This window comes from Klebsiella sp. KP20-425-1, assembly GCF_025813515.1.
Lineage (GTDB): Bacteria > Pseudomonadota > Gammaproteobacteria > Enterobacterales > Enterobacteriaceae > Klebsiella > Klebsiella pneumoniae.
This window is the reverse complement of record NZ_CP109614.1, coordinates 1960300-1979786: the sequence shown is the minus strand read 5'-3', so window position 1 is coordinate 1979786 and position 19487 is coordinate 1960300. Positions and strand designations below refer to the sequence as shown.

The window sequence follows — 19487 nt, the reverse complement described above, 5'->3', positions numbered from 1 at the left end:
AGCCGGATTAGAACAGTTTGTAAACGATGTTGAGGATGGTCAGCAGACCGATAGCGGTCACAAAGAGGTTATCGAGACGGCCACGGTATTTGGCCAGCGAAGGCGCTTTACGAATGGCGTACATCGGCAGCAGGCACAGCAGCGAGGCGATAATCGGCGCGCCCATGGCCTCAATCAGGTCGAGGATATTGGGGTTGGCATACGCCACCACCCAGGTCGATCCCATGATGAACACCATGCTCAGGGTATTGAGCTTGCCGCTGGAGACCCGGGTTTTATCCCCTTTATAGCCAAAGCGCAGGATCAGACCGTTCAGCCCTTCGAGCGTGCCGAGATAGTGGCCGAAAAACGATTTGAAGATGGCCACCAGGGCGATGATCGACGCGCCATACTCCAGCAGGGTGGCAAAGGTGGATTTGGTGCCCGACATCGAGGCAAAGTGGTTCGCCAGATAGGAGAGCACCGGGATATTCTGCGCCTTGGCGTCCGCCATGTTCTGCGGTGAGAGGGTAAACAGGCAGCTGAAGGCGAAGAACATCACCACCGCCACCATCAGCATGCTGGCCCGGGAGATGATCTGTGAGCATTTGCGTTCGGTATACTCGCGGCCAAACTGCGCTTCATACTCTTCGCGTTTGGAGACCACAAACGAGGAGACGATCGGCGAGAAGTTGAAGGAGAACACCATGATGGAGATGCCCAGCCATACCGTCACCAGAATGCCGTCGTGACCGGTTAAGGCGATATCGCTGAGGTTGACCTGGTCAATCACTGCGCTATTCCAGTAGGGGATCAGGGACAGGGAGATCACCACCAGGCTGGCGATAAACGGCCACACCAGATAGCTCATCACCTTGACCATCAGGTCTTTACCAAACCAGATGACAAACGCCATCAGCAGCAGCAGGAGCAGCGCCACCACCCCGCGGTTGAGAGCCGGCATCTGCAGCTGGTTCTCCCAGAAAGTCATAAAGGTATTGGTGATCGTGACGCCATAAATCCACAGCAGTGGGCAGATGGCGAAGAAGTACAGAAAGGTGATCACCACCCCGCCGGTTTTGCCAAAATGCTCTTCCACCGTTTCGGTGATATTGCCGGAGGGGTTAGCCCCCGACAGGCATAGCCGGGCCAGGGCCCGATGGCAATAAAAGGCGATGGGATAGGCCAGCACCAGCATCACCAGGATCGGGATCAGCCCGCCGAAGCCGGCGCGGATCGGGAAAAACAGCACCCCGGCGCCGATAGCGGTGCCAAACAGGCCCAGGGTCCAGGTGGTGTCAGATTTACGCCAGGACGAAAGGCTTGTCTGGCTGGATGCAATGCTCTCAGTCGTACTCATATCCTGTCCTCACTTATGTATTGAATTAAGCGTCAACAAAACCGGTAATTTGCGATACCCGGGAGAGATCGATATTGCCCCCAGAAATCAGACTGACCGTTTTGCGGTTCTGGATATAGCTGTCGAGTTTGCCGCTTAATAACGCGGCGCAGGCCAACGCCCCGGCCCCTTCGGTGATCACTTTATTGCGCTGAATTAAGGCGACCATGCTCTGGCGAATGTCATCCTCACTCACCAGGACGATGTCATCCACCAGCTGGCGGGCGATTTCATAGGTCAGTTTCCCCGGGCGGGCGACGTCGCAACCATCGGCTAAGGTGCCGGCGTGGCGATGGCTGGTGATTTCCCCGGCATACCAGGAGGCGGCCATGCCGTGAACATTCTCCGACTGCACGCCGATAATGCGGATTGTCGGGTTAATGGATTTAATCGCGATTGCGATACCGGCAATTAAGCCGCCGCCGCCAATGGGCACGATGACATTATCCACGTCATACAGATCTTCTAATATTTCGAGTCCAATAGTCCCCTGCCCGGCGATAACCTGCGGGTCGTCATAGGGGGGAATAAAAATGCGGCCCTCAAGTTCAACAATATCGCTGGCTTTGGCGAGGGTATCGTTAAAGTTATCGCCATGTAGCACCACTTCCGCCGAATAATCACAGGTGGCGGCAACTTTCGATTTCGGCGCCCCTTTCGGCATCACCACTTTCCCGTCAATGCCGAGCATGGCGCAGGAGAGCGAGACGCCCTGGGCGTGGTTGCCCGCTGAGCAGGCCACCACCCCTTTGCGTTTTTCCGCCGCGGTTAAACCGCACAGTTTATTAAAGGCGCCGCGAATTTTAAATGAACCCGTGCGCTGCATATTTTCGAATTTAAGAAATATTTCGCCCTGGCAGCGCTCGCTAAAATAATTCGAACGGGGCATGCCTGTTTTATATATTTTTCCCGCGAGGCGTTGTTTCGCTTCGAGAATATCGTCAATAGATACCGGAAGATCGTAGGTAATATGCATTATGGCCTCTGTATCTTAATATAAAGTCAATGACCGGGCGTCATCCTGCTGATAACAGCGAGGACGTGTGTTGGATTATTTAACGACTTTCAGTTACGCAATAATTTGTAATGGCTGCCAGTGGCGGTTGCCCTGCCCCGAGGAATAGTGTTTCGCCATCTCCACCAGCGACGCCGCGGCGGTTTTTAACCGGTAATTTTTCGACCATACCGCCGCATAGCGCGCCACCGGCAAGGCCTCTTTAATGGGGATGGTGACAAACTGGCTCGAGCCAAACGGCGTGGTCATGTCGCAGGGGATCACCGTCAGAAAATCGGCATTGAGCACCAGGTTATAGATCGTCACCACCGAATCGGTATTAACGATATTTTCACGGCGGATACCGCTGCGCTGCAGGGTGGTCAGCAGTTCGCTGTAGTAGCCCATATTGGTCTCCGGCAGCACCCACTGCTCGTGCTGGAGCGAGGCCAGGCGGACGGTGCCGTTGCCGATCCGCGCCCGGTTCGCCACCAGCACAAACTCAGACTCAAACAGCGGCTCGACGTGCAGGTCCTGCAGTTTCATCTCATCGCTCAGCGTCCCGATGGCGAAGTCGAGGCGCCCGTCGCGGATTGCCGGCAAAAAGGCGGAGAGCTGCGCCTCATACATCGAGACCCGCGCCTTGGGGAAAGTCATTTTAAACTGATGCACCATCTCCGACATAAAGGTAAACCCGACCAGCGAAGGGAAACCAAAGGAGACATCCACCACCGCGCTGTTGGTCAGAGCATTCATTTCATTGACCATATTTTTCATTTCACGGGTGATCGCTTCTGACCAGTTGAGAAATACCTGCCCGGCCTCGGTGAGCGAGACGCCGGTATTTCGCCGGACGATTAATTCGCTGCCAAAATAACTCTCCATGTCGCCAATAATTTTACTGACCGCCGGCTGAGTGAGTCCTAACGCTTTTGCTCCGGCCCCGATTGACCCGCTGCGGATCACTTCCTGGAAAACTATCAGATGCTGTGTTTTAGGCAGAGAAAAAGTATTCATCACGTCTCACTTTCATTCCTTTGTTGACGGCGGAAAGTGTAACAAATCGCAATTGCCGGGTTATGTGAGAGCTCTCACAAAGGCTCCGCCGCGGCGGATAAGCAGGATCCACGAGCCAGAATAAGTAAAGTAAAATCAATATATTAAAAGCATCATGACCGCTATTTGCGCGCCTTTTGCCGTGGCCGAATGCGGGGATAAAAATAATTGATGGCGATAACATCGACGGCGAAATGGCGATAAAAAATACGCCTTTTGTACGTTATTCGACCCGCGCTATCAGGGTGAGAAGAAAGCCGAAAATTAAATTAATGCTGTAAAGAATAAAAAGCAGACGTAATAAACGCCATTATTTAACGACAAGCCGGTCGGGCATCACATTTTATCCCCGGCGGTTGGGGAAAATGCACGGTCATTATTTACACCAAAGAAACATTAAATTCACAATTTTTCTTTTGGGTCGCGATAGGCAGCGATCTTTTTTCCGCCATAGCGCAGTTGGTCATACTTTGATTAAAATCAACCCTGGTAATTTATCTTTTACGACGGCCATTGGAGAGTCATTTGTGTTGCCGATCACAAATCCATAAAACAACGACCCGGCCTATCGTGAAGAGATGATCCCGCGGCTGCGCCAGCAGCTTAACGAGCAGCTGATGAGCGACCAGATGGCTGTCGACCTGCTCTCTTCCTATCTGCGAATGGATCTCAGCGCCCAGCCGTGGGACCAGCCGCTATAGCCCGCCCCGGCGCAGATAGCTGGCCCGGGCATTTCGCCTATAGCTGGCTGACCCCCAGCGCCGCAGCCTCATCCCGCCACGCCAGCAGCGGCGCATAGGCCTCCCGCGACATATCGCTATAGCCGCAGATCAGCAAGGCGTCGCACAGGGAACGATAGCGCGCATCGCTCACTAACTGCTGGAGCGCCTCGCGCAGGCTATTCAGCGTCGCCGCCGGGGTGGCGCCGGCGGTGATCAGCGGCAGCCCTGGCGCGGCCGGGCTCCAGCCGATCGCCACCAGGCCAGCCAGAGCCTGCGGCTGATGGCGCTGCAGCAGCGCGTAGGTCACGCAGTCGATGGCGGCGATATCGGCGTTTTCCTGCTGCAGCTCACGCAGCGACTGCCGATGGCTGCCGCTGAACATCACCGCTGAAAAAAAACGCCCCTCCCGGGAGAGCGGCGCGACCATTTTACGCAGTACGTTGTAGCCGGACTGCGAGTGCTCGGCATTGCACACCGCCCGACGGCCAAAAAAGTCCCCCAGCATCCGGTGACTATCCGCTTCGCGGACCACCAGCAGGCTGCGATAGCGGCGCCCTTCGCAACCGGGCGCAGCGTAGTGGAAGCAGCCCACCGTCTGCACCTCCGGCAATTGGGTCACCAGCGGGTAGCCACAGGTCTGGCTCAGCAACAGCGTCGGCTGGCGCCAGTGAGCCAGCAGATCCCCGGGGTCAGCCGCCGGAGGGTCCCCCGCCACCATCACGCCGCGTTCGTCCAGCAGCGACTGCACCGTCTGCCACAGGGCCTGGGTCTGTTGACGGTGGATGGCATACATCGGAAAGGTCATGCGTTCAGCCATGTTCTCCTCCCGCCTGCGCCTGCTCGCCAAAGCCCGGATGGGCGTTCACCGCTACCGCCCGGCGGCTAAAATGGCGTCGCCACTCGCCGTACCCGCGCACCAGGAACCCCTGATTACGCTGCAGATACGCCGCCTGGCGATGCAGATACAGTTGACGTAAAGCGTACCAGGGGACCCCTGGCAGATCATGATGCACCGCATGGTAGTTGAGATTGAGGAACAGCGCCCGCCAGGGGAGCCCGGCCTCGTTGATCACCGAGCGGGCCAGCGGGTCATCCGCGGCGCGGTGTTCGAGAAAAGAGCGTACTTTGGTCAGGGCCAGCGCCGGGTAGCTCACCGCCAGCACAAACCACAGCGGAGAAAAACCCTGCGCCGCCATCCAGGTCAGCAGACCCGTCAGCAGCAACAGATGCAGACTCCACATGGCGATAGCGCGGCGGTCGCCCTCGCGGAAAGCCCGCAGCGCGCTGTTCAGGGTGTGAATAATATCCATCATCGGCGCCAGCAGCAGACGCCCCCAGAAGGTGTTGCGCAGGTGGATAAGGCGGCGCTGCCAGGCTGAGAAGCGCTGCCAGCTTTCCGCCGTTACGTAGTACGATTCGGGGTCATCCTCAGGGTGCGTCAGCAGATGGTTGCGATGGTGCGCCAGGTGGCTGTCGCGGTAGACGCCATAGGGATACCAGACCGCCAGCGGCAGCGTCCCCAACAGCTGGTTAAACCATGCCAGCCGGGTGGGATGCCCATGGATCAGCTCATGCTGTAAGGACATATACCAGGCGGTAAACCAGATCAACAGCAGCGTGGCCGGAAACAGTCCCAGCGTCCGCCAGCCCGCCACGCAGGCAAACCAGCCGCCGTAAACCGTCACAATCAGCAGCCAGGTCGGCAGCTCGCTGCGCCACAGCCAGCCGCGCGCCAGCTGGCGGATCAGGATGCGCTGTTGGTCATCCACATAGACAGCCGTCTTCTTTTCCGTCACTTCCGATACCTTGCCGTGTTGCCTCATTCCCTCCGAAGATGTGAGATAACACGTTAAATAACAAAGTATTTAATTGACTTAGCTTTGCCAAAAAGCGCGTTTGTGTTCAACAGGGCAAAGAGAATACCGTCCATGGCGCAACAGGTTGGCGGTGTTTAAACCGGTCCATCGCCCGGCGGCGCTGCGCTTGCCGGGCCTACGGGATAACCCCTCCCCGGGCCATCCAGGCCGGTGCAGGCGCAGCGCCGCCGGACAAGAACAGCGGCGCCGCTTTTGTGCCGGGCGGCGGCGACGCCTTGCCCGGCCTACGATCCGTGCGGCCTGTCGTTAATTTATTTACCGCTGTTGCTGAAATTTTACCGCCAGGTCGAGGATACTTAAGGACTCCAGCGCCTTACCCGCCTTCTTGCCGACGATATCGGCGGAGCGTCACAGAGGCTACTCCTCTTCCCGCTCCGCTGGCGTCCAGGTCGGCAGAGTCTGGAAGGTGTGCAACAGCCCTTCGGACCACGCCTTGCGAATGCGGTTGAAGTAGGGATCGCTGTCGGTGATGCGATGCTGCCCGGCACTGCTGAAGCTGCCGCTGCGGTAGAGCAGCGTATCCAGCGGCAGGCCGACGGACAGGTTACTGCGCAGCGTCGAGTCAATGGAGATCAACGCGCAGCACATCGCCTGCTCCAGCGGCGTGTCGATGGTCAGCACCCGATCGATGATCGGTTTGCCGTATTTGCTTTCGCCAATCTGGAAATAAGGCGTGTCGCGGGTGGCTTCAATAAAGTTGCCCTCCGGATAAATATGGAACAGACGATGGGTTTCGCCGGCGATCTGGCCGCCAAGCAGCAGGTTGCAGTTGAAGTTGGTGTTACTGCAGGTCTGCTGGTTGCTGCTGTCGCGCTGGATCACCTCCAGCAGCGTTTTACCGATCAGCATCGCGGCGTCGTAGAGGGAAGTGACCTGCATCAGATTCGGCTCCTGCTGGGTACGGATGCGCGCGCTGAGCAGGCTTATCACGCTCTGGGTGGTGGCCAGATTGCCGGCGGATTGCAGCACCAGCACCCGTTCCCCCTCCTGATGGAAAACGTGCAGCTTTTTAAAAGTGGCAATATGGTCGACGCCCGCATTGGTGCGGGAGTCGGAAGCAAACACCAGTCCATCCGCCAGGCACATGGCCACACAGTAGGTCATTGCGGTTATTCCCGTATTATTGCTGCTGCGCCTGCTGGCTGTGTTCGCGCACTTCAGCGTTAGTTAACATAATCTCCCCGCCGCCGCCCAGCCGGGTGCCCCGTACCGGGCAGGCATCGAGATAATCCAGCCCGGTCGCCAGCCGTAAATGCTGATTCAGGCGACGGGTATTATTGGTGATATCAAACGACAGCCAGCGGCCGTCGAGCCAGACTTCCGCCCAGGCATGCATCGCCACATGCTGGGCGTTATCGCTGTAGACATAGCCGCTGACGTAGCGCGCCGGGATCTCCAGCGCGCGGCAGCAGGCGAGAAAAACATGGGTATGATCCTGGCACACCCCCTTCGCGCGGGCGAAGGCGTCGGCGGCGGAGTCCTGCACCTGGGTCGCGCCGGGGGAGTATGGCATTCTTAACAGCAGATCCGCCATCAGTTGATTCAGACTCTCTTCCGCCGCATCGGGACGATAGAGGCGCTGGGCAAACTCACGGATCGCCGTATCGGCGCGGGTTAGCGGCGTACAGCGCAGAAAAACCAGCGGCGACAGCAGCTCGGCCTCTTCATCACGCGTCTCCTCCCCTTCGTCGGCGATATCGACAATCCCGCTGGCGCGGATGGTGATCTCCTTGTGCGGGTTATCCAGCGTCAGCACATGTAGCACATTGCCCCAGCCGTCGGTAGTGGTCACCGCCGCGCCGTCCGGCAGGGTCAGCGTCCAGGCGGTGATCGTCTGCCGGGCGGTACTGCGCGGCGTCAGGCGCAGATACTGGGTGGAAAACTTCACTTCTTCATCGTAGCCATAGCGGGTGAGATGATCGATGACCAGTTTCATAAGGCCTCCAGGTAGGTTTGTCTGATGCTGTCGGACAGCGCGTTAATTCTCGCCAGCAGCCCGTTAAGGGTGGTCTGCAGGTCCGCCTGCGCCAGGTCGTCACGGGTGCTGAAGCGCAGATCAACGTTAAGCTGATGGGCGAGGCGCAGCGGTTGATAGGAGCGGTCGTTAGCGATCTTCTCCAGCTCGCCCACCAGGTCGGCAATGCTGGCGCGCAGCGAACGCGGAATATCGTTGCGCAGGATCAGCAGCTCCATCACCGTTTCACGACTGACCGGCTGGCGGTAGAGGCTGTTGTAGGCTTCGCGGGCGCTGACCGCATTGAGCAGGGTATCCAGCCGGTAGTATTCCCGCACCGGATCCGGGTCGTTGGTCAGCTGTTGATCCTTAATCAGCAGCAGCTGGGTGGTGGCGAAGGCGCGCTCAATCAGGGTGCCGATACCGATAAAACTCAGGGCGTCGTTACGCAGCAGCGTGCCGATCACTGCCCCGCGAAACAGATGCACCCGCTCTTTCACCCACTCAAAAAAGCCGTCGCTCCCCAGCTCGCCCAGCCCCTGCTGGCGCAGGCTTCGCAGCTCAATGCGGGTGGCATTGATGCTCTCCCACACTTCGGCCGACAGACTGCCGCGCACGGCGTGCGCATTGTTCCACGCCATCTCCACGCAGCTGTAAATACTGCAGGGGTTGTTGCCATCAAGGGCAAAAAAGTTGAGCAGATTGCTCATGGTAAAGCGGGCATGGCGCGCCTGAAACAACTCGTGGGTCATCGACAAATTCAGCGGCAGCGCCAGATCCCGCGACTGCTGGCTGTGACGGGGGATCATCGATAATTTCCAGGTCACGTCCAGCACCCGGGCGTAGCTCTCCGCCCGCTCGAGATAGCGGGCCATCCAGAACAGTTCACTCGCCGTACGACTTAGCATGATGCGTCATCCTCCATCACCCAGGTATCCTTGGTTCCGCCGCCCTGCGACGAGTTGACCACCAGCGACCCTTCGGTGAGGGCCACGCGGGTCAGGCCGCCGGGCACCAGCCGCATCTCCTGCCCGGACAGCACGTAGGGCCGTAAATCGATATGCCGCGGCGACAGCCCTTCATCAACGAAGGTGGGGCAGGTCGACAGCGCGAGGGTGTCCTGGGCGATATAGTTGGCCGGATTGGCCAGCAGGCGCTGGCGGAAGGCCTCCCGCTCCTCTTTGGTGGAACGCGGGCCGACCAGCATGCCGTAGCCCCCGGCGCCATGGACCTCCTTGACCACCATCAGCTCGAGATTGCTCAGCACGTAGCGCAGGTCCTCCGCTTTCCGGCACTGCCAGGTGGGGATATTGCTGAGGATCGGCTGTTCGCCGAGGTAAAAGCGGATCATCTCCGGGACGTACGGATAGATCGATTTGTCGTCAGCCACCCCGGTGCCGATGGCGTTGGCCAGCACTACGCCGCCGGCGCGATAGACGGACAGCAGCCCCGGGACGCCGAGCATCGAATCGGCGCGGAAGGCCAGCGGGTCGAGCCAGGCGTCATCGATGCGGCGATAAATCACATCCACCCGCCGCGGCCCCTCGGTGGTGCGCATATACACCGCGCCGTTTTTAATAAACAGATCGGCGCTCTCCACCAGCTCGACCCCCATCTGCTGCGCCAGGAAGCTGTGCTCGAAGTAGGCGCTGTTGAAGCGACCCGGGGTCATCACCACGACGCAGGGATCATCCACCAGCGAGCTTTCGCGCAGGGTCTGCAGGAGGTAGCTCGGGTAGCGCTCCACCGGCGCAATGTGATGCTGCTCGAACATCTCCGGATAGAGGCGCATCATCATCTTACGGTTTTCGAGCATGTAGGAGACGCCGGACGGCGTGCGCAGATTATCCTCCAGCACGTAGTACTGACCGTCGTTATTGCGCACCATATCGACGCCGGTGATATGGGCATAGGTGTTGTTTGGCAGGTTGATGCCCTGCATGCACGGCTGATACTGCTCGTTGGCCAGCACCTGCTCGGCCGGGATCAGCCCCGCGCGCAGGATATTCTGCTCATGATAGATGTCATAGAGGAAGGCGTTCAGCGCTTTCACCCGCTGGCGTATGCCGCGGTCAATGCGCTGCCACTCCCCGGCGGGTATGATCCGCGGCACGCTGTCAAACGGGATCAGCCGCTCGGTCCCCTCATCCTCGCCGTACACGTTAAAGGTGATGCCGATACGGTGAAAAAGCAGTTCCGCTTGCGCTTTTTTCTGCCGGATAGAGAATTGATCGGTGTTGCGAAACCATTGCCACCAGGCATTATAGTGCGGCCGCTGTTCACCCTGCGCGGTCAGCATCTCGTCATAATAATGCCCGTCAGGTAGCGTAATTTTAATCATGGCTATCCCCTCCGGTTGTACTCACTTTGTGGTAATCCCGCTAAGAGATAAGCATTAATTATGCCAGGTCCTCTGCCGCCGCGGCGTTGTGCAAATCGGTTCAGCCCCGCCGTCTGGTTGTGCAAAAAATCGCCAAAACAGCCGCCCGCGCCCGGCGGCGGCTGCACCGTCGTGAGGCAGGGCGACGTTTTTTGCGCCATCGTGGACGCCAGCGCCCTCAGCCAGGCGTCCCAGCCCGCGGCGGTCTCAGGAGACCTGGCAGGTAAATCCTCTGTTTTCGCGCAAAATGTTACCCCTGACACGCGCAGCGGCAGATATTCGTCTAAGGTTTTTGGATGGCCAAACGTCGTGGCCCGCAGTCGATAATGATAAGGAGAACTCCCCATGACGAGTACTGATGCACGTCGTCCCGCTGCTTTGCCCTGTTCCCTGCGCCTGGCGATCGGCGGCGCTCTGATCGCCCTGATGAGCCTGAACGCTCAGGCGGAAGACGGCAAAACCGCGCCGCCCCCCTCGCCGGATATTCTGCTGGGCCCGCTGTTTAATGATGTGCAAAGCGCGAAACTGTTTTCTGATCAGAAAACCTTCGCCGACGCTATCCCTAACAGCGATCCGCTGATGATCCTTGCCGATTACCGGATGCAAAAAAACCAGGCCAGCTTCGACCTGCGCCACTTCGTCGAACTGAACTTCACGCTGCCGAAAGAGAACGACACCTATGTGCCGCCCAAAGGGCAAACTCTGCGTCAACATATCGATGGCCTGTGGCCGGTCCTGACCCGCAGCACCGTCGAGGTGGAAAAATGGGACTCGCTGCTGCCGCTGCCTAAGCCCTACGTGGTGCCCGGAGGACGTTTCCGCGAAGTCTATTACTGGGACAGCTATTTCACGATGCTGGGTCTTGCCGAAAGCGGTCACTGGGATAAAGTCGAGGATATGGTCGCCAACTTCGCCGCAGAAATTGACGCCTGGGGCCATATCCCCAACGGCAACCGCACCTATTATCTCAGCCGTTCGCAGCCCCCCTTCTTCTCCTTTATGGTGAGCCTGCTGGCGACGCATGATGGCGACCAGGTGCTGAAAACCTACCAGCCGCAGCTGGAGAAAGAGTATCGCTACTGGATGGCCGGAGCGGACGCGCTGGCTCCCGGCAGCGCCGACAAACGGGCGGTGCGGATGGCGGACGGCGCGCTGCTCAACCGCTACTGGGACGATAGCGACACCCCGCGTCCCGAGTCCTGGCTTGACGACGTCAAAACCGCCAAAAGCAACCCGAATCGTCCGGCAACCGAGATCTATCGCGACCTGCGCTCCGCCGCCGCCTCCGGCTGGGATTTCAGCTCCCGCTGGATGGACAATCCGCAGCAGCTCGCCACCATTCGCACCACCTCGATTGTCCCGGTCGATCTCAATGCCCTGATGTTCCATCTGGAGAAAACCCTCGCCCGCGCCAGCAAGGCATCCGGGGACAGCGCTGGCGCTACGCAGTACGATGCGCTGGCTAACGCCCGCCAGCAGGCCATCGAGAAATACCTGTGGAATGATAAAGAGGGATGGTACGCCGACTACGATCTGAAAAGCCACAAGGTGCGCAATCAGCTGACCGCGGCGGCGCTGTTCCCGCTGTACGTCAATGCCGCGTCACGCGAGCGGGCGACGAAAGTGGCCGCCGCCGCCGAGTCGCGCCTGCTTAAACCCGGCGGGCTGACCACCACCACCGTCAACAGCGGCCAGCAGTGGGACGCCCCCAACGGCTGGGCGCCGCTGCAGTGGGTGGCGGTCGAGGGGCTGCAAAACTATGGTCAGCAGAAGATCGCCATGGAGGTCACCTGGCGCTTCCTGACCAACGTGCAGCATACCTATGACAGTAAGCAAAAGCTGGTGGAGAAGTATGACGTGAGCTCGACCGGCACCGGCGGCGGCGGCGGGGAATATCCGCTGCAGGACGGCTTTGGCTGGACCAACGGCGTCACCCTGAAGATGTTGGATCTGATCTGCCCGCAGGAGAAACCCTGCGATGCGCTGCCCGCTACCCGTCCGGCGACAACCCCTTCACCGCAGGACAAACCTGTTGCGGCGCCCGCGGCTAACGACCCCGCCCCTGCGGAACCGCAAAAGACCGGCTCCTGACGCTTCGCCGCCCCCTACCAAAATCGGTAGGGGGAAGCGGTCTCCCTGGTCACTACCGTCCCGCGCAGACCCATTCTGCGGCTCGCGGGAAACACATCCCCACCCCCTCGCGTTGAACAGGTCACCTTTTCGCTTGATCGCACAAATACAAACAATAATAATTCGCATTACTTTTTAACGAATAATGACAGATTCGTTTTTCACGCGGCGGCGTACAGGAGTACCAGACCGCGTTGGTTCAGGATGATCTTATGAACGTGGCTATTTCTCGAAAACGCCCGGGGCTGCTGTATGCCCTTGCGGTCGCACTCCCCTTCACCGCGCAAGCCGAAGAGACGGTGGTGGTCACTGCCACCCCGCCGGCGTCCGCCAGCGCGCCGACGGAGGGCTACAGCGCCAGCACCTCGCTCGGGGCGACGAAAACCGACCAACCGTTAATCACTACCGCCCAGTCGGTGTCGGTGGTCACCCGCCAGCAGATGGCGGATCAGGGGGCGAATACCATCAGCCAGGCGCTGGAATATACCCCGGGGGTCTACTCCAGCTTCGGCGGCGGCGCCACCCGGTTCGACGCCATCTCCCTGCGCGGCTACCACGGCGGCGACGTCGATAACCTGTTCCTCGACGGCATGCGCCTGATGAGCGACGGCGGCAGCCATAACGTATTGCAAATCGACCCGTGGTTTATCGAACGCGTGGATGTGATCCGCGGCCCCTCCTCCGCGCTCTACGGGCAGAGCGTGCCGGGCGGCGTGGTCAACCTGACTTCCAAACGTCCGCAGTTCAGTCAGCAGGGCCACATCCGCCTGACCGGCGGCACGCAAAATACCAAAGGCGCGGCCTTCGATTACACCGACGCCATCAATGACCAGTGGGCATGGCGGCTGATCGGGATGACCCGCAGCAGCGACACGCAGTATGACCATACCCGCGAAGAGCGCTACGCGATTTCGCCTTCCCTGCTGTGGCAGCCGGACAGCGACACCTCGCTGCTGCTGCGCGCCTATCTGCAAAAAGATCCTTCCGGCGGCTACCACGGCTCTTTGCCGCTGGACGGCACCCGCTACGCGCACAATGGCCGTAAGCTCTCCCCCAGCACCAACGAAGGCGATCCGGGAGATGGCTATCAACGCCGCCAGCAGATCTACAGCTATGAGTTTGACCACCAGTTCACCGACGTCTGGTCGGTCTATTCCGCCGGGAGCTACACCCATACCAACGTCTCCCTCGATCAGGTCTACCAGGTCGGCTGGATAGATGACAGCGACATGCTGGCCCGCGGCTACAGCGGTTCGCGCGGTTCGCTGGACGGCTGGTCAACCGATAACCGCCTGCGCGCCGATTTCAATACAGGCGACCTGGCGCACACCCTGATCCTCGGCGCCGAATATCATCGCTTCCGTAACGACCTGTGGACCGGCGCCGGCGGCGCGGCGCCCCTTAACCCGTTTAGCGGCTATACCGCGCAGACCGGACATACCGTTACCTACAGCGACGACAATAATCGCCGCTATTACCAGACCGGGCTGTATCTGCAGGATGAGATGGTCTGGAACCGCTGGCATGTGGATGTTTCCGCCCGCTACGACCGCATCGTTTCCCAGCAGGTCAGCGATACCCAGGGGACCTCAAACCGCCGTTCAGACGACCATATCAGCGGCCGCGCCTCGCTGTTGTACGCCCTGGACAACGGTCTGTCGCCCTACCTGAGCTACAGCCAGGCGATCACCCCGGCGATGCTGCCGGGCGCGGACGGCAAACCGTTGAAACCGACCACCGCCGAACAGGTTGAAGCCGGCCTGAAGTTCCAGCCGCCGGGCAGCAGCGATCTCTATAGCATCGCGATTTACGACCTGACGCAAAAGGATGTCGCCACTCGCGACCCGAACATCGCCACCGCCACCTATATTCCGGCGGGTAAGGTCCATTCCCAGGGCGTTGAGCTGGAAGCGCACCACCAGATCACCCCGCAGCTGAGTACTATCGCCTCGTATACCTGGAATCGTCTGCGTTTCCAGGACACCAAAGACGGGACCGACAATAACACGCCGCAGCTGACCCCGGATCAGATGGCCTCCTTCTGGGCGCGCTATCAGTTCCCGGCGGGGATCTCCGTTGGCGCCGGCGTCCGCTACATCGGTAAACAGTGGGCGGATGATGCCAACACCGCGCGGCTGCCGTCGGTCACGCTGATGGACGCCATGATGCGGGCCGACCTCGGCGTCTGGTCGCCAACGCTGAAAGGCGCTTATGTGCAGGTTAACGCCAACAATATCGGCGACCGCGAGTATATTTCCGGCTGCTATGGCACCGGCAACTGTTACTGGGGAGCAGAGCGCAGCGTTATAGCCACCGTGGGCTACGATTTCTGAGGACGTGGCCTCCGGGAGACTACCGGAGGCCAAACGAGGGATTACATGGCGTCCAGCGCTTTCTGGAGTTTCCAGATATAGCGCGGCGCCTGCGGTGCCGGGTGTTTTTTCACCACATGTTCGAAGAACTCATCGGCGTCGAGATCGTTAATCTCCTCGATGGCGTCCTGGCGGTTCGAGGAGAAGGTACGCAGCAGCGCGCCAGCGCCGTTGGCATAGGAGACCACCACCGCATAGCGCATCACCTGCGGGTCTTTGATCCCCGCCAGCGGACCGTTCTCCAGAATGCTCAGATAGGCGGCCCCCATCGAGATATTACGTTCCGGGTTTTTCAGCTCACTGACCGACGGCTCGCCGCGCCACCCCATCCGCCGATAGACATCGCGTCCGGAGGTCGACGGCTTGAGCTGCATCAGCCCGACGGCGCCGGATTTACTCACCACCGCAGGATTACCACCCGACTCGATGGCGATGATCGCCGTGATCAGCTGCGGATCCACGCCCCAGGCGGCGCCGGCTTTTTCACTGATCGGCATCCACTGCATCGCCCGCTTCACCGGGACCTCGGGGTTCCACGGCGGGTTAGTGTAATCATGTTTCGAACTACAACCGGCCAGAAAAACGACTAAAATAAGCAACCATCTCAATTTCACACATCTATCCTTATCTACCCAAACGCCATCATGCTACAGAACGACGGCCGCGGTACGTCTCCCGCCTGCCGACAACCTGAAGGATGACGGGTGCGGACTGAAGTTAGCCACCTGGAGATGACAATCGCCATTCCAGGCGGCATCATAACCCTTTCATTCATAGCAAGGAATTATCATGTCTCAGTTTTATCTGGTCGCGCCATCCGGGTATTGCATCAACCAGCAGGCGGCAGCCCGCGGCGTCGAGCGTCTGCAGCAGGCCGGACACGAGGTGGCCCACCAGCAGGTCATTCCCCGCCGGCAGCAGCGTTTCGCCGGGACTGAACATGAACGGCTGGCCGATATTAACCAGCTGGCCCAGTTGCCCGGCCGCAACCGGATCGTCCTCGCCGTACGCGGCGGCTACGGCGCCAGTCGCCTGCTGCCGCATATCGACTGGCAGGGGCTGGTTGCCCGCCAGCAGCGCGACCCGCTGCTGATTTGCGGCCACAGCGATTTCACCGCTATCCAGTCGGGCCTGCTGGCCATGGGCAACGTCATCACCTTCAGCGGGCCAATGCTCGCCGGCAACTTCGGCGCGGAGACCCTCGACCCGTTTACCGAGCACCATTTCTGGCAGGCGCTACGCCAGCCGGAATTCACCCTCGAATGGCCGGGCGAAGGGCCGAACTGCCGGGTGGAAGGCACCCTGTGGGGGGGAAATCTGGCGATGCTGACCTCGCTTATCGGCACGCCGTGGCTGCCGGCGATCCGCGACGGCATCCTGGTGGTGGAGGATATCAATGAGCACCCGTTCCGCGTCGAGCGCATGCTGCTTCAGCTGTTGCACAGCGGCGTGCTGGCGGCGCAGAAAGCGGTGATCTTCGGCAGCTTCACCGGCAGCGCGCCGAACGACTATGACGCGGGATACGATTTGCCGCAGGTCTTTGATTATCTGCGCCAGCAGCTATCCCTGCCGCTGATTAGCGGACTGGAGTTTGGCCACGAGCAGCGCACGGTGACCCTGCCGCTGGGCGCCCGCGCGCGCCTGGTGAATCAGGCGGCGGCCACCACCCTGACGATCGGCGGCCATCCGGTGCTGACAGAATAAATTTCCCGAACGCATAGGCGGATCCCCTGCGAATTGTTAAAATAGTGTCACTTTTAGCCATTTTTTCACGCCAGTCAGGGAGTACGTGAACATTGGACGCCGCTGCGGTCATTAGTCTGTTTATTCTGGGTTCTGTTTTAGTAACCTGCAGTATCTTATTGAGCTCCTTTTCTTCGCGCCTTGGCATCCCGATTCTGGTCATCTTTCTGGCCATCGGGATGCTGGCAGGCATTGACGGCATCGGCGGCATCCCCTTCGACAACTACCCCTTCGCCTATATGGTGAGTAACCTGGCGCTGGCGGTGATCCTGCTGGATGGCGGGATGCGCACCCAGGCCAGCTCCTTTCGCGTCGCGCTGTGGCCCGCGCTGTCGCTGGCGACGGTTGGGGTGCTGATCACCTCGGCGCTGACCGGGATGATGGCGGCCTGGTTGTTCAAGCTGGATCTGATCGAAGGCCTGCTGATCGGCGCCATTGTCGGCTCCACCGACGCCGCGGCGGTCTTCTCGCTGCTCGGCGGCAAGGGGCTCAACGAGCGCGTCGGCTCGACGCTGGAGATAGAGTCAGGCAGTAACGACCCGATGGCGGTCTTCCTGACCATCACCCTGATCGAAATGATCCAGCAGCACCAAACCGGCCTCAGCTGGATGTTCGCCGTGCATATCATTCAGCAGTTCGGCCTCGGGATCGCCATCGGCCTCGGCGGCGGCTACCTGCTGCTGCAGATGATTAACCGCATCGTGCTGCCCGCCGGCCTCTATCCGCTGCTGGCGCTGAGCGGCGGGATCATGATTTTTGCCGTCACCACCTCCCTCGACGGCAGCGGTATCCTCGCCGTCTATCTCTGCGGCTTTCTGCTGGGCAACCGGCCGATCCGCAACCGGCACGGCATCCTGCAGAACTTCGACGGCCTGGCGTGGCTGGCGCAGATCGCCATGTTCCTGGTGCTGGGCCTGCTGGTGACGCCCTCCGACCTGCTGCCGATCGCTATCCCGGCGCTGCTGCTGTCGATGTGGATGATATTCATTGCCCGGCCCCTGTCGGTGTTTGCCGGCCTGCTGCCGTTTCGCGGCTTTAACCTGCGCGAACGGGTGTTTATCAGCTGGGTTGGCCTGCGCGGCGCGGTGCCCATTATTCTCGCGGTGTTCCCGATGATGGCCGGCCTGGACAACGCCCGCCTGTTCTTCAATGTCGCCTTCTTCGTGGTGCTGGTGTCGCTGCTGCTGCAGGGCACTTCGCTGTCGTGGGCGGCGAAAAAAGCCAAAGTGGTGGTTCCGCCCATCAGCTGGCCCATCTCCCGCGTCGGGCTGGATATTCACCCGGAAAACCCGTGGGAGCAGTTTGTCTACCAGCTGGGGGCCGATAAGTGGTGCATCGGCGCGGCGCTGCGCGACTTGCACATGCCACCGGAGACGCGGATTGCCGCGCTGTTTCGCAACAATGTCCTGCTGCACCCCACCGGCAGCACCCGCCTGCGGGAAGGCGATATCCTGTGCGTTATTGGTCGAGAGCACGACCTGCCGGCGCTGGGCAAAATGTTCAGCCAGTCGCCGCCGGTGGCGCTCGATCAGCGCTTTTTCGGCGACTTCATTCTTGATGCTGAGGCCCGCTTCGCCGATGTGGCGCAAATCTACGGTCTCGACGGCGGTGAGGAGTTCCGCGAGCATCAGCAGTCGCTCGGGGAAGTGGTGCAGCAGCTGCTGGGCGCGGCGCCGGTGGTGGGCGACCAGGTGGAGTTCGCCGGGATGGTGTGGACGGTAGCTGAAAAAGAGAACGATCACGTGCTGAAGGTTGGGGTGCGGGTCGCGGAAGACGAGGCGGAGTGATCCGCCCCGGAATAGGTTACAGGGTCACAACTGGCACCCGCGGCGCCAGGGCGCACATCAGCTCATAGCCGACGGTGCCGCTGCTGGCCGCCACGTCGTCGATTTTAATCTCTTTGCCCCACAGCTCGACCGGCGCGCCGATCCCGGCCTGCGGACAAGGCGTTAAATCGACCGCCAGCATATCCATCGATACGCGTCCAACGGTGGTGGTGCGTACGCCATCCACCAGCACCGGCGTGCCGCTCGGCGCCACCCGCGGATAGCCATCGGCATAGCCGCAGGCGACGATGCCGATCCGCTGCTCCTGGGTGGTGCGGTACAGGCCGCCATAGCCAATCGCCTCGCCGGGGCGCAGGTTCTGCACGCCGATAATCTCGCTGCGCAGCGTCATGACCGGCTTCAGCCCGGTGTTGGCGATGTCCTGCCACTGCCCGGAAGGCGACGCGCCATACAGCACGATGCCTGGACGAACCCAGTCAAAATGCGCTTCCGGATGCCAGAGGGTCGCCGCCGAGTTGGCCAGCGAGCGCGGGCAATCCAGCCCCTCCGCCGCCTGTTCGATACGGCGCATCGGCTCGACAATTCCCTGCGGGTTCTCCGCCTCCGCGAAGTGCGACATCAGCGTCATCTCGCCGACGTTGCTTATCGCCCGCAGCTGCTGCCAGACGGTGTGGACCCGCTCAGGCATAAAGCCCAGCCGGTTCATGCCGCTGTTCACCTTGAGATAGATATCCAGCGGCGCGCGCAGCTTCGCCTGCTGCAGGGCCTTAATCTGCCAGTTGCTGTGGACGCTGGTGGTTAAACGATATTGATCCAGCACCGCCAGCTCATCGGCATGGAAGAAGCCCTCCAGCAGCAGGATCGGGCCTTTCCAGCCCTGCTCGCGCAGCAGGATCGCCTCTTCCAGGTTGAGCAAGGCGAAACCATCCGCCGCGCTTAACGCACTCCATACGCGCCCCACGCCGTGGCCGTAGGCGTTGGCCTTGACCACCGCCCACAGGCGCGACCCGGGGGCCGCGCGACGCACTATCTGTAAATTCTGCCGCAAGGCCAGCAGGTCGATGCTGGCCACTACCGGACGGGTCATGCAAGCT

The 19487-nt window shown here is 60.3% G+C and carries 17 protein-coding genes and 1 pseudogene; 6 read left to right on the top strand and 12 right to left on the bottom strand.

The window, feature by feature from the left end; translation table 11 throughout:
* Positions 1-7: 7 nt before the first annotated feature.
* From tdcC to tdcA, 3 genes are all read right to left on the bottom strand, one after another.
* On the bottom strand, positions 8-1339 hold the full coding sequence (tdcC, locus tag OHJ17_RS09655) for a threonine/serine transporter TdcC (protein WP_004200322.1): 1332 nt from the start codon (positions 1337-1339) through the stop codon (positions 8-10).
* A 25-nt stretch (positions 1340-1364) separates the two neighbouring features.
* The gene (gene tdcB, locus OHJ17_RS09650) at positions 1365-2354 is read right to left on the bottom strand and encodes a bifunctional threonine ammonia-lyase/L-serine ammonia-lyase TdcB (RefSeq protein ID WP_002910762.1); all 990 of its coding nucleotides are present in this window, start codon (positions 2352-2354) and stop codon (positions 1365-1367) included.
* Between the two features lie 93 nt (positions 2355-2447).
* Positions 2448-3389, bottom strand: a complete 942-nt coding sequence (tdcA, locus tag OHJ17_RS09645) for a transcriptional regulator TdcA (protein ID WP_023287775.1) — start codon at positions 3387-3389, stop codon at positions 2448-2450.
* A 176-nt stretch (positions 3390-3565) separates the two neighbouring features.
* Between tdcA and OHJ17_RS09640 the strand changes: the two genes are divergently transcribed.
* Both OHJ17_RS09640 and OHJ17_RS09635 read left to right on the top strand, forming a co-directional pair.
* Entirely contained in the window at positions 3566-3709 is a 144-nt protein-coding gene (locus OHJ17_RS09640; RefSeq protein WP_004219597.1) for a hypothetical protein, read from the top strand.
* A gap of 297 nt (positions 3710-4006) precedes the next feature.
* Positions 4007-4129, top strand: coding sequence for a nitrilotriacetate monooxygenase component A (locus tag OHJ17_RS09635; RefSeq protein WP_004211068.1), 123 nt, complete (start codon positions 4007-4009; stop codon positions 4127-4129).
* A gap of 37 nt (positions 4130-4166) precedes the next feature.
* On the opposite strand, the gene OHJ17_RS09630 is transcribed toward OHJ17_RS09635, so the two are convergent.
* From OHJ17_RS09630 to OHJ17_RS09600, 7 genes and pseudogenes are all read right to left on the bottom strand, one after another.
* Positions 4167-4967, bottom strand: a complete 801-nt coding sequence (locus OHJ17_RS09630) for a phosphate/phosphite/phosphonate ABC transporter substrate-binding protein (protein WP_029602073.1) — start codon at positions 4965-4967, stop codon at positions 4167-4169.
* Positions 4960-5946, bottom strand: a complete 987-nt coding sequence (locus OHJ17_RS09625) for a fatty acid desaturase (protein WP_004211065.1) — start codon at positions 5944-5946, stop codon at positions 4960-4962. The genes OHJ17_RS09630 and OHJ17_RS09625 overlap by 8 nt, the downstream gene beginning before the upstream one ends.
* A 438-nt stretch (positions 5947-6384) precedes the next feature.
* The gene (locus OHJ17_RS09620; protein ID WP_002910830.1) at positions 6385-7131 is read right to left on the bottom strand and encodes a proteasome-type protease; all 747 of its coding nucleotides are present in this window, start codon (positions 7129-7131) and stop codon (positions 6385-6387) included.
* Between the two features lie 16 nt (positions 7132-7147).
* On the bottom strand, positions 7148-7963 hold the full coding sequence (locus OHJ17_RS09615) for a transglutaminase family protein (protein ID WP_002910832.1): 816 nt from the start codon (positions 7961-7963) through the stop codon (positions 7148-7150).
* Positions 7960-8889, bottom strand: a complete 930-nt coding sequence (locus OHJ17_RS09610; protein ID WP_004184646.1) for an alpha-E domain-containing protein — start codon at positions 8887-8889, stop codon at positions 7960-7962. Before OHJ17_RS09610 ends, OHJ17_RS09615 begins: the two co-directional genes overlap by 4 nt.
* Positions 8883-10322 (bottom strand): circularly permuted type 2 ATP-grasp protein, encoded by a 1440-nt coding sequence (locus OHJ17_RS09605; RefSeq protein ID WP_004180417.1) that lies wholly within the window; start codon positions 10320-10322, stop codon positions 8883-8885. Before OHJ17_RS09605 ends, OHJ17_RS09610 begins: the two co-directional genes overlap by 7 nt.
* 71 nt (positions 10323-10393) lie before the next feature.
* A pseudogene (locus OHJ17_RS09600) lies at positions 10394-10522 on the bottom strand (biopolymer transporter TonB); the annotation flags it as partial.
* Between the two features lie 184 nt (positions 10523-10706).
* Here OHJ17_RS09600 and OHJ17_RS09595 point away from each other — a divergent pair.
* Both OHJ17_RS09595 and OHJ17_RS09590 read left to right on the top strand, forming a co-directional pair.
* On the top strand, positions 10707-12452 hold the full coding sequence (locus OHJ17_RS09595; RefSeq protein WP_039819486.1) for an alpha,alpha-trehalase: 1746 nt from the start codon (positions 10707-10709) through the stop codon (positions 12450-12452).
* 251 nt (positions 12453-12703) lie between these two features.
* Complete coding sequence (locus OHJ17_RS09590) at positions 12704-14824, top strand: TonB-dependent siderophore receptor (protein ID WP_014907348.1); 2121 nt, start codon at positions 12704-12706, stop codon at positions 14822-14824.
* Positions 14825-14865: 41 nt separating this feature from the next.
* Here OHJ17_RS09590 and emtA read toward each other — a convergent pair whose 3' ends face one another.
* On the bottom strand, positions 14866-15477 hold the full coding sequence (emtA, locus tag OHJ17_RS09585) for a membrane-bound lytic murein transglycosylase EmtA (protein ID WP_002910846.1): 612 nt from the start codon (positions 15475-15477) through the stop codon (positions 14866-14868).
* A 175-nt stretch (positions 15478-15652) separates the two neighbouring features.
* On the opposite strand from emtA, the gene ldcA reads away from it, so the two are divergent.
* Together ldcA and OHJ17_RS09575 are read left to right on the top strand one after the other, a co-directional pair.
* Positions 15653-16567 carry a muramoyltetrapeptide carboxypeptidase gene (ldcA, locus tag OHJ17_RS09580; RefSeq protein ID WP_002910883.1) on the top strand — a complete coding sequence of 305 codons (915 nt, stop codon included), beginning with the start codon at positions 15653-15655 and terminating at the stop codon, positions 16565-16567.
* Positions 16568-16659: 92 nt separating this feature from the next.
* Positions 16660-18393, top strand: a complete 1734-nt coding sequence (locus OHJ17_RS09575) for a potassium/proton antiporter (protein ID WP_002910885.1) — start codon at positions 16660-16662, stop codon at positions 18391-18393.
* Positions 18394-18409: 16 nt separating this feature from the next.
* On the opposite strand, the gene dadX is transcribed toward OHJ17_RS09575, so the two are convergent.
* Entirely contained in the window at positions 18410-19480 is a 1071-nt protein-coding gene (dadX, locus tag OHJ17_RS09570; protein ID WP_039819488.1) for a catabolic alanine racemase DadX, read from the bottom strand.
* Positions 19481-19487 lie beyond the last annotated feature (7 nt).

Coding starts and splice junctions, on each gene's coding strand:
- OHJ17_RS09610 (WP_004184646.1), bottom strand. CDS start 8,889: ATGCTAAGTCGTACGGCGAGTGAACTGTTCTGGATGGCCCGCTATCTC.
- OHJ17_RS09595 (WP_039819486.1), top strand. CDS start 10,707: ATGACGAGTACTGATGCACGTCGTCCCGCTGCTTTGCCCTGTTCCCTG.
- ldcA (WP_002910883.1), top strand. CDS start 15,653: ATGTCTCAGTTTTATCTGGTCGCGCCATCCGGGTATTGCATCAACCAG.
- OHJ17_RS09635 (WP_004211068.1), top strand. CDS start 4,007: ATGATCCCGCGGCTGCGCCAGCAGCTTAACGAGCAGCTGATGAGCGAC.
- OHJ17_RS09615 (WP_002910832.1), bottom strand. CDS start 7,963: ATGAAACTGGTCATCGATCATCTCACCCGCTATGGCTACGATGAAGAA.
- tdcC (WP_004200322.1), bottom strand. CDS start 1,339: ATGAGTACGACTGAGAGCATTGCATCCAGCCAGACAAGCCTTTCGTCC.
- dadX (WP_039819488.1), bottom strand. CDS start 19,480: ATGACCCGTCCGGTAGTGGCCAGCATCGACCTGCTGGCCTTGCGGCAG.
- OHJ17_RS09590 (WP_014907348.1), top strand. CDS start 12,704: ATGAACGTGGCTATTTCTCGAAAACGCCCGGGGCTGCTGTATGCCCTT.
- OHJ17_RS09605 (WP_004180417.1), bottom strand. CDS start 10,322: ATGATTAAAATTACGCTACCTGACGGGCATTATTATGACGAGATGCTG.
- OHJ17_RS09630 (WP_029602073.1), bottom strand. CDS start 4,967: ATGGCTGAACGCATGACCTTTCCGATGTATGCCATCCACCGTCAACAG.
- tdcB (WP_002910762.1), bottom strand. CDS start 2,354: ATGCATATTACCTACGATCTTCCGGTATCTATTGACGATATTCTCGAA.
- OHJ17_RS09620 (WP_002910830.1), bottom strand. CDS start 7,131: ATGACCTACTGTGTGGCCATGTGCCTGGCGGATGGACTGGTGTTTGCT.
- tdcA (WP_023287775.1), bottom strand. CDS start 3,389: ATGAATACTTTTTCTCTGCCTAAAACACAGCATCTGATAGTTTTCCAG.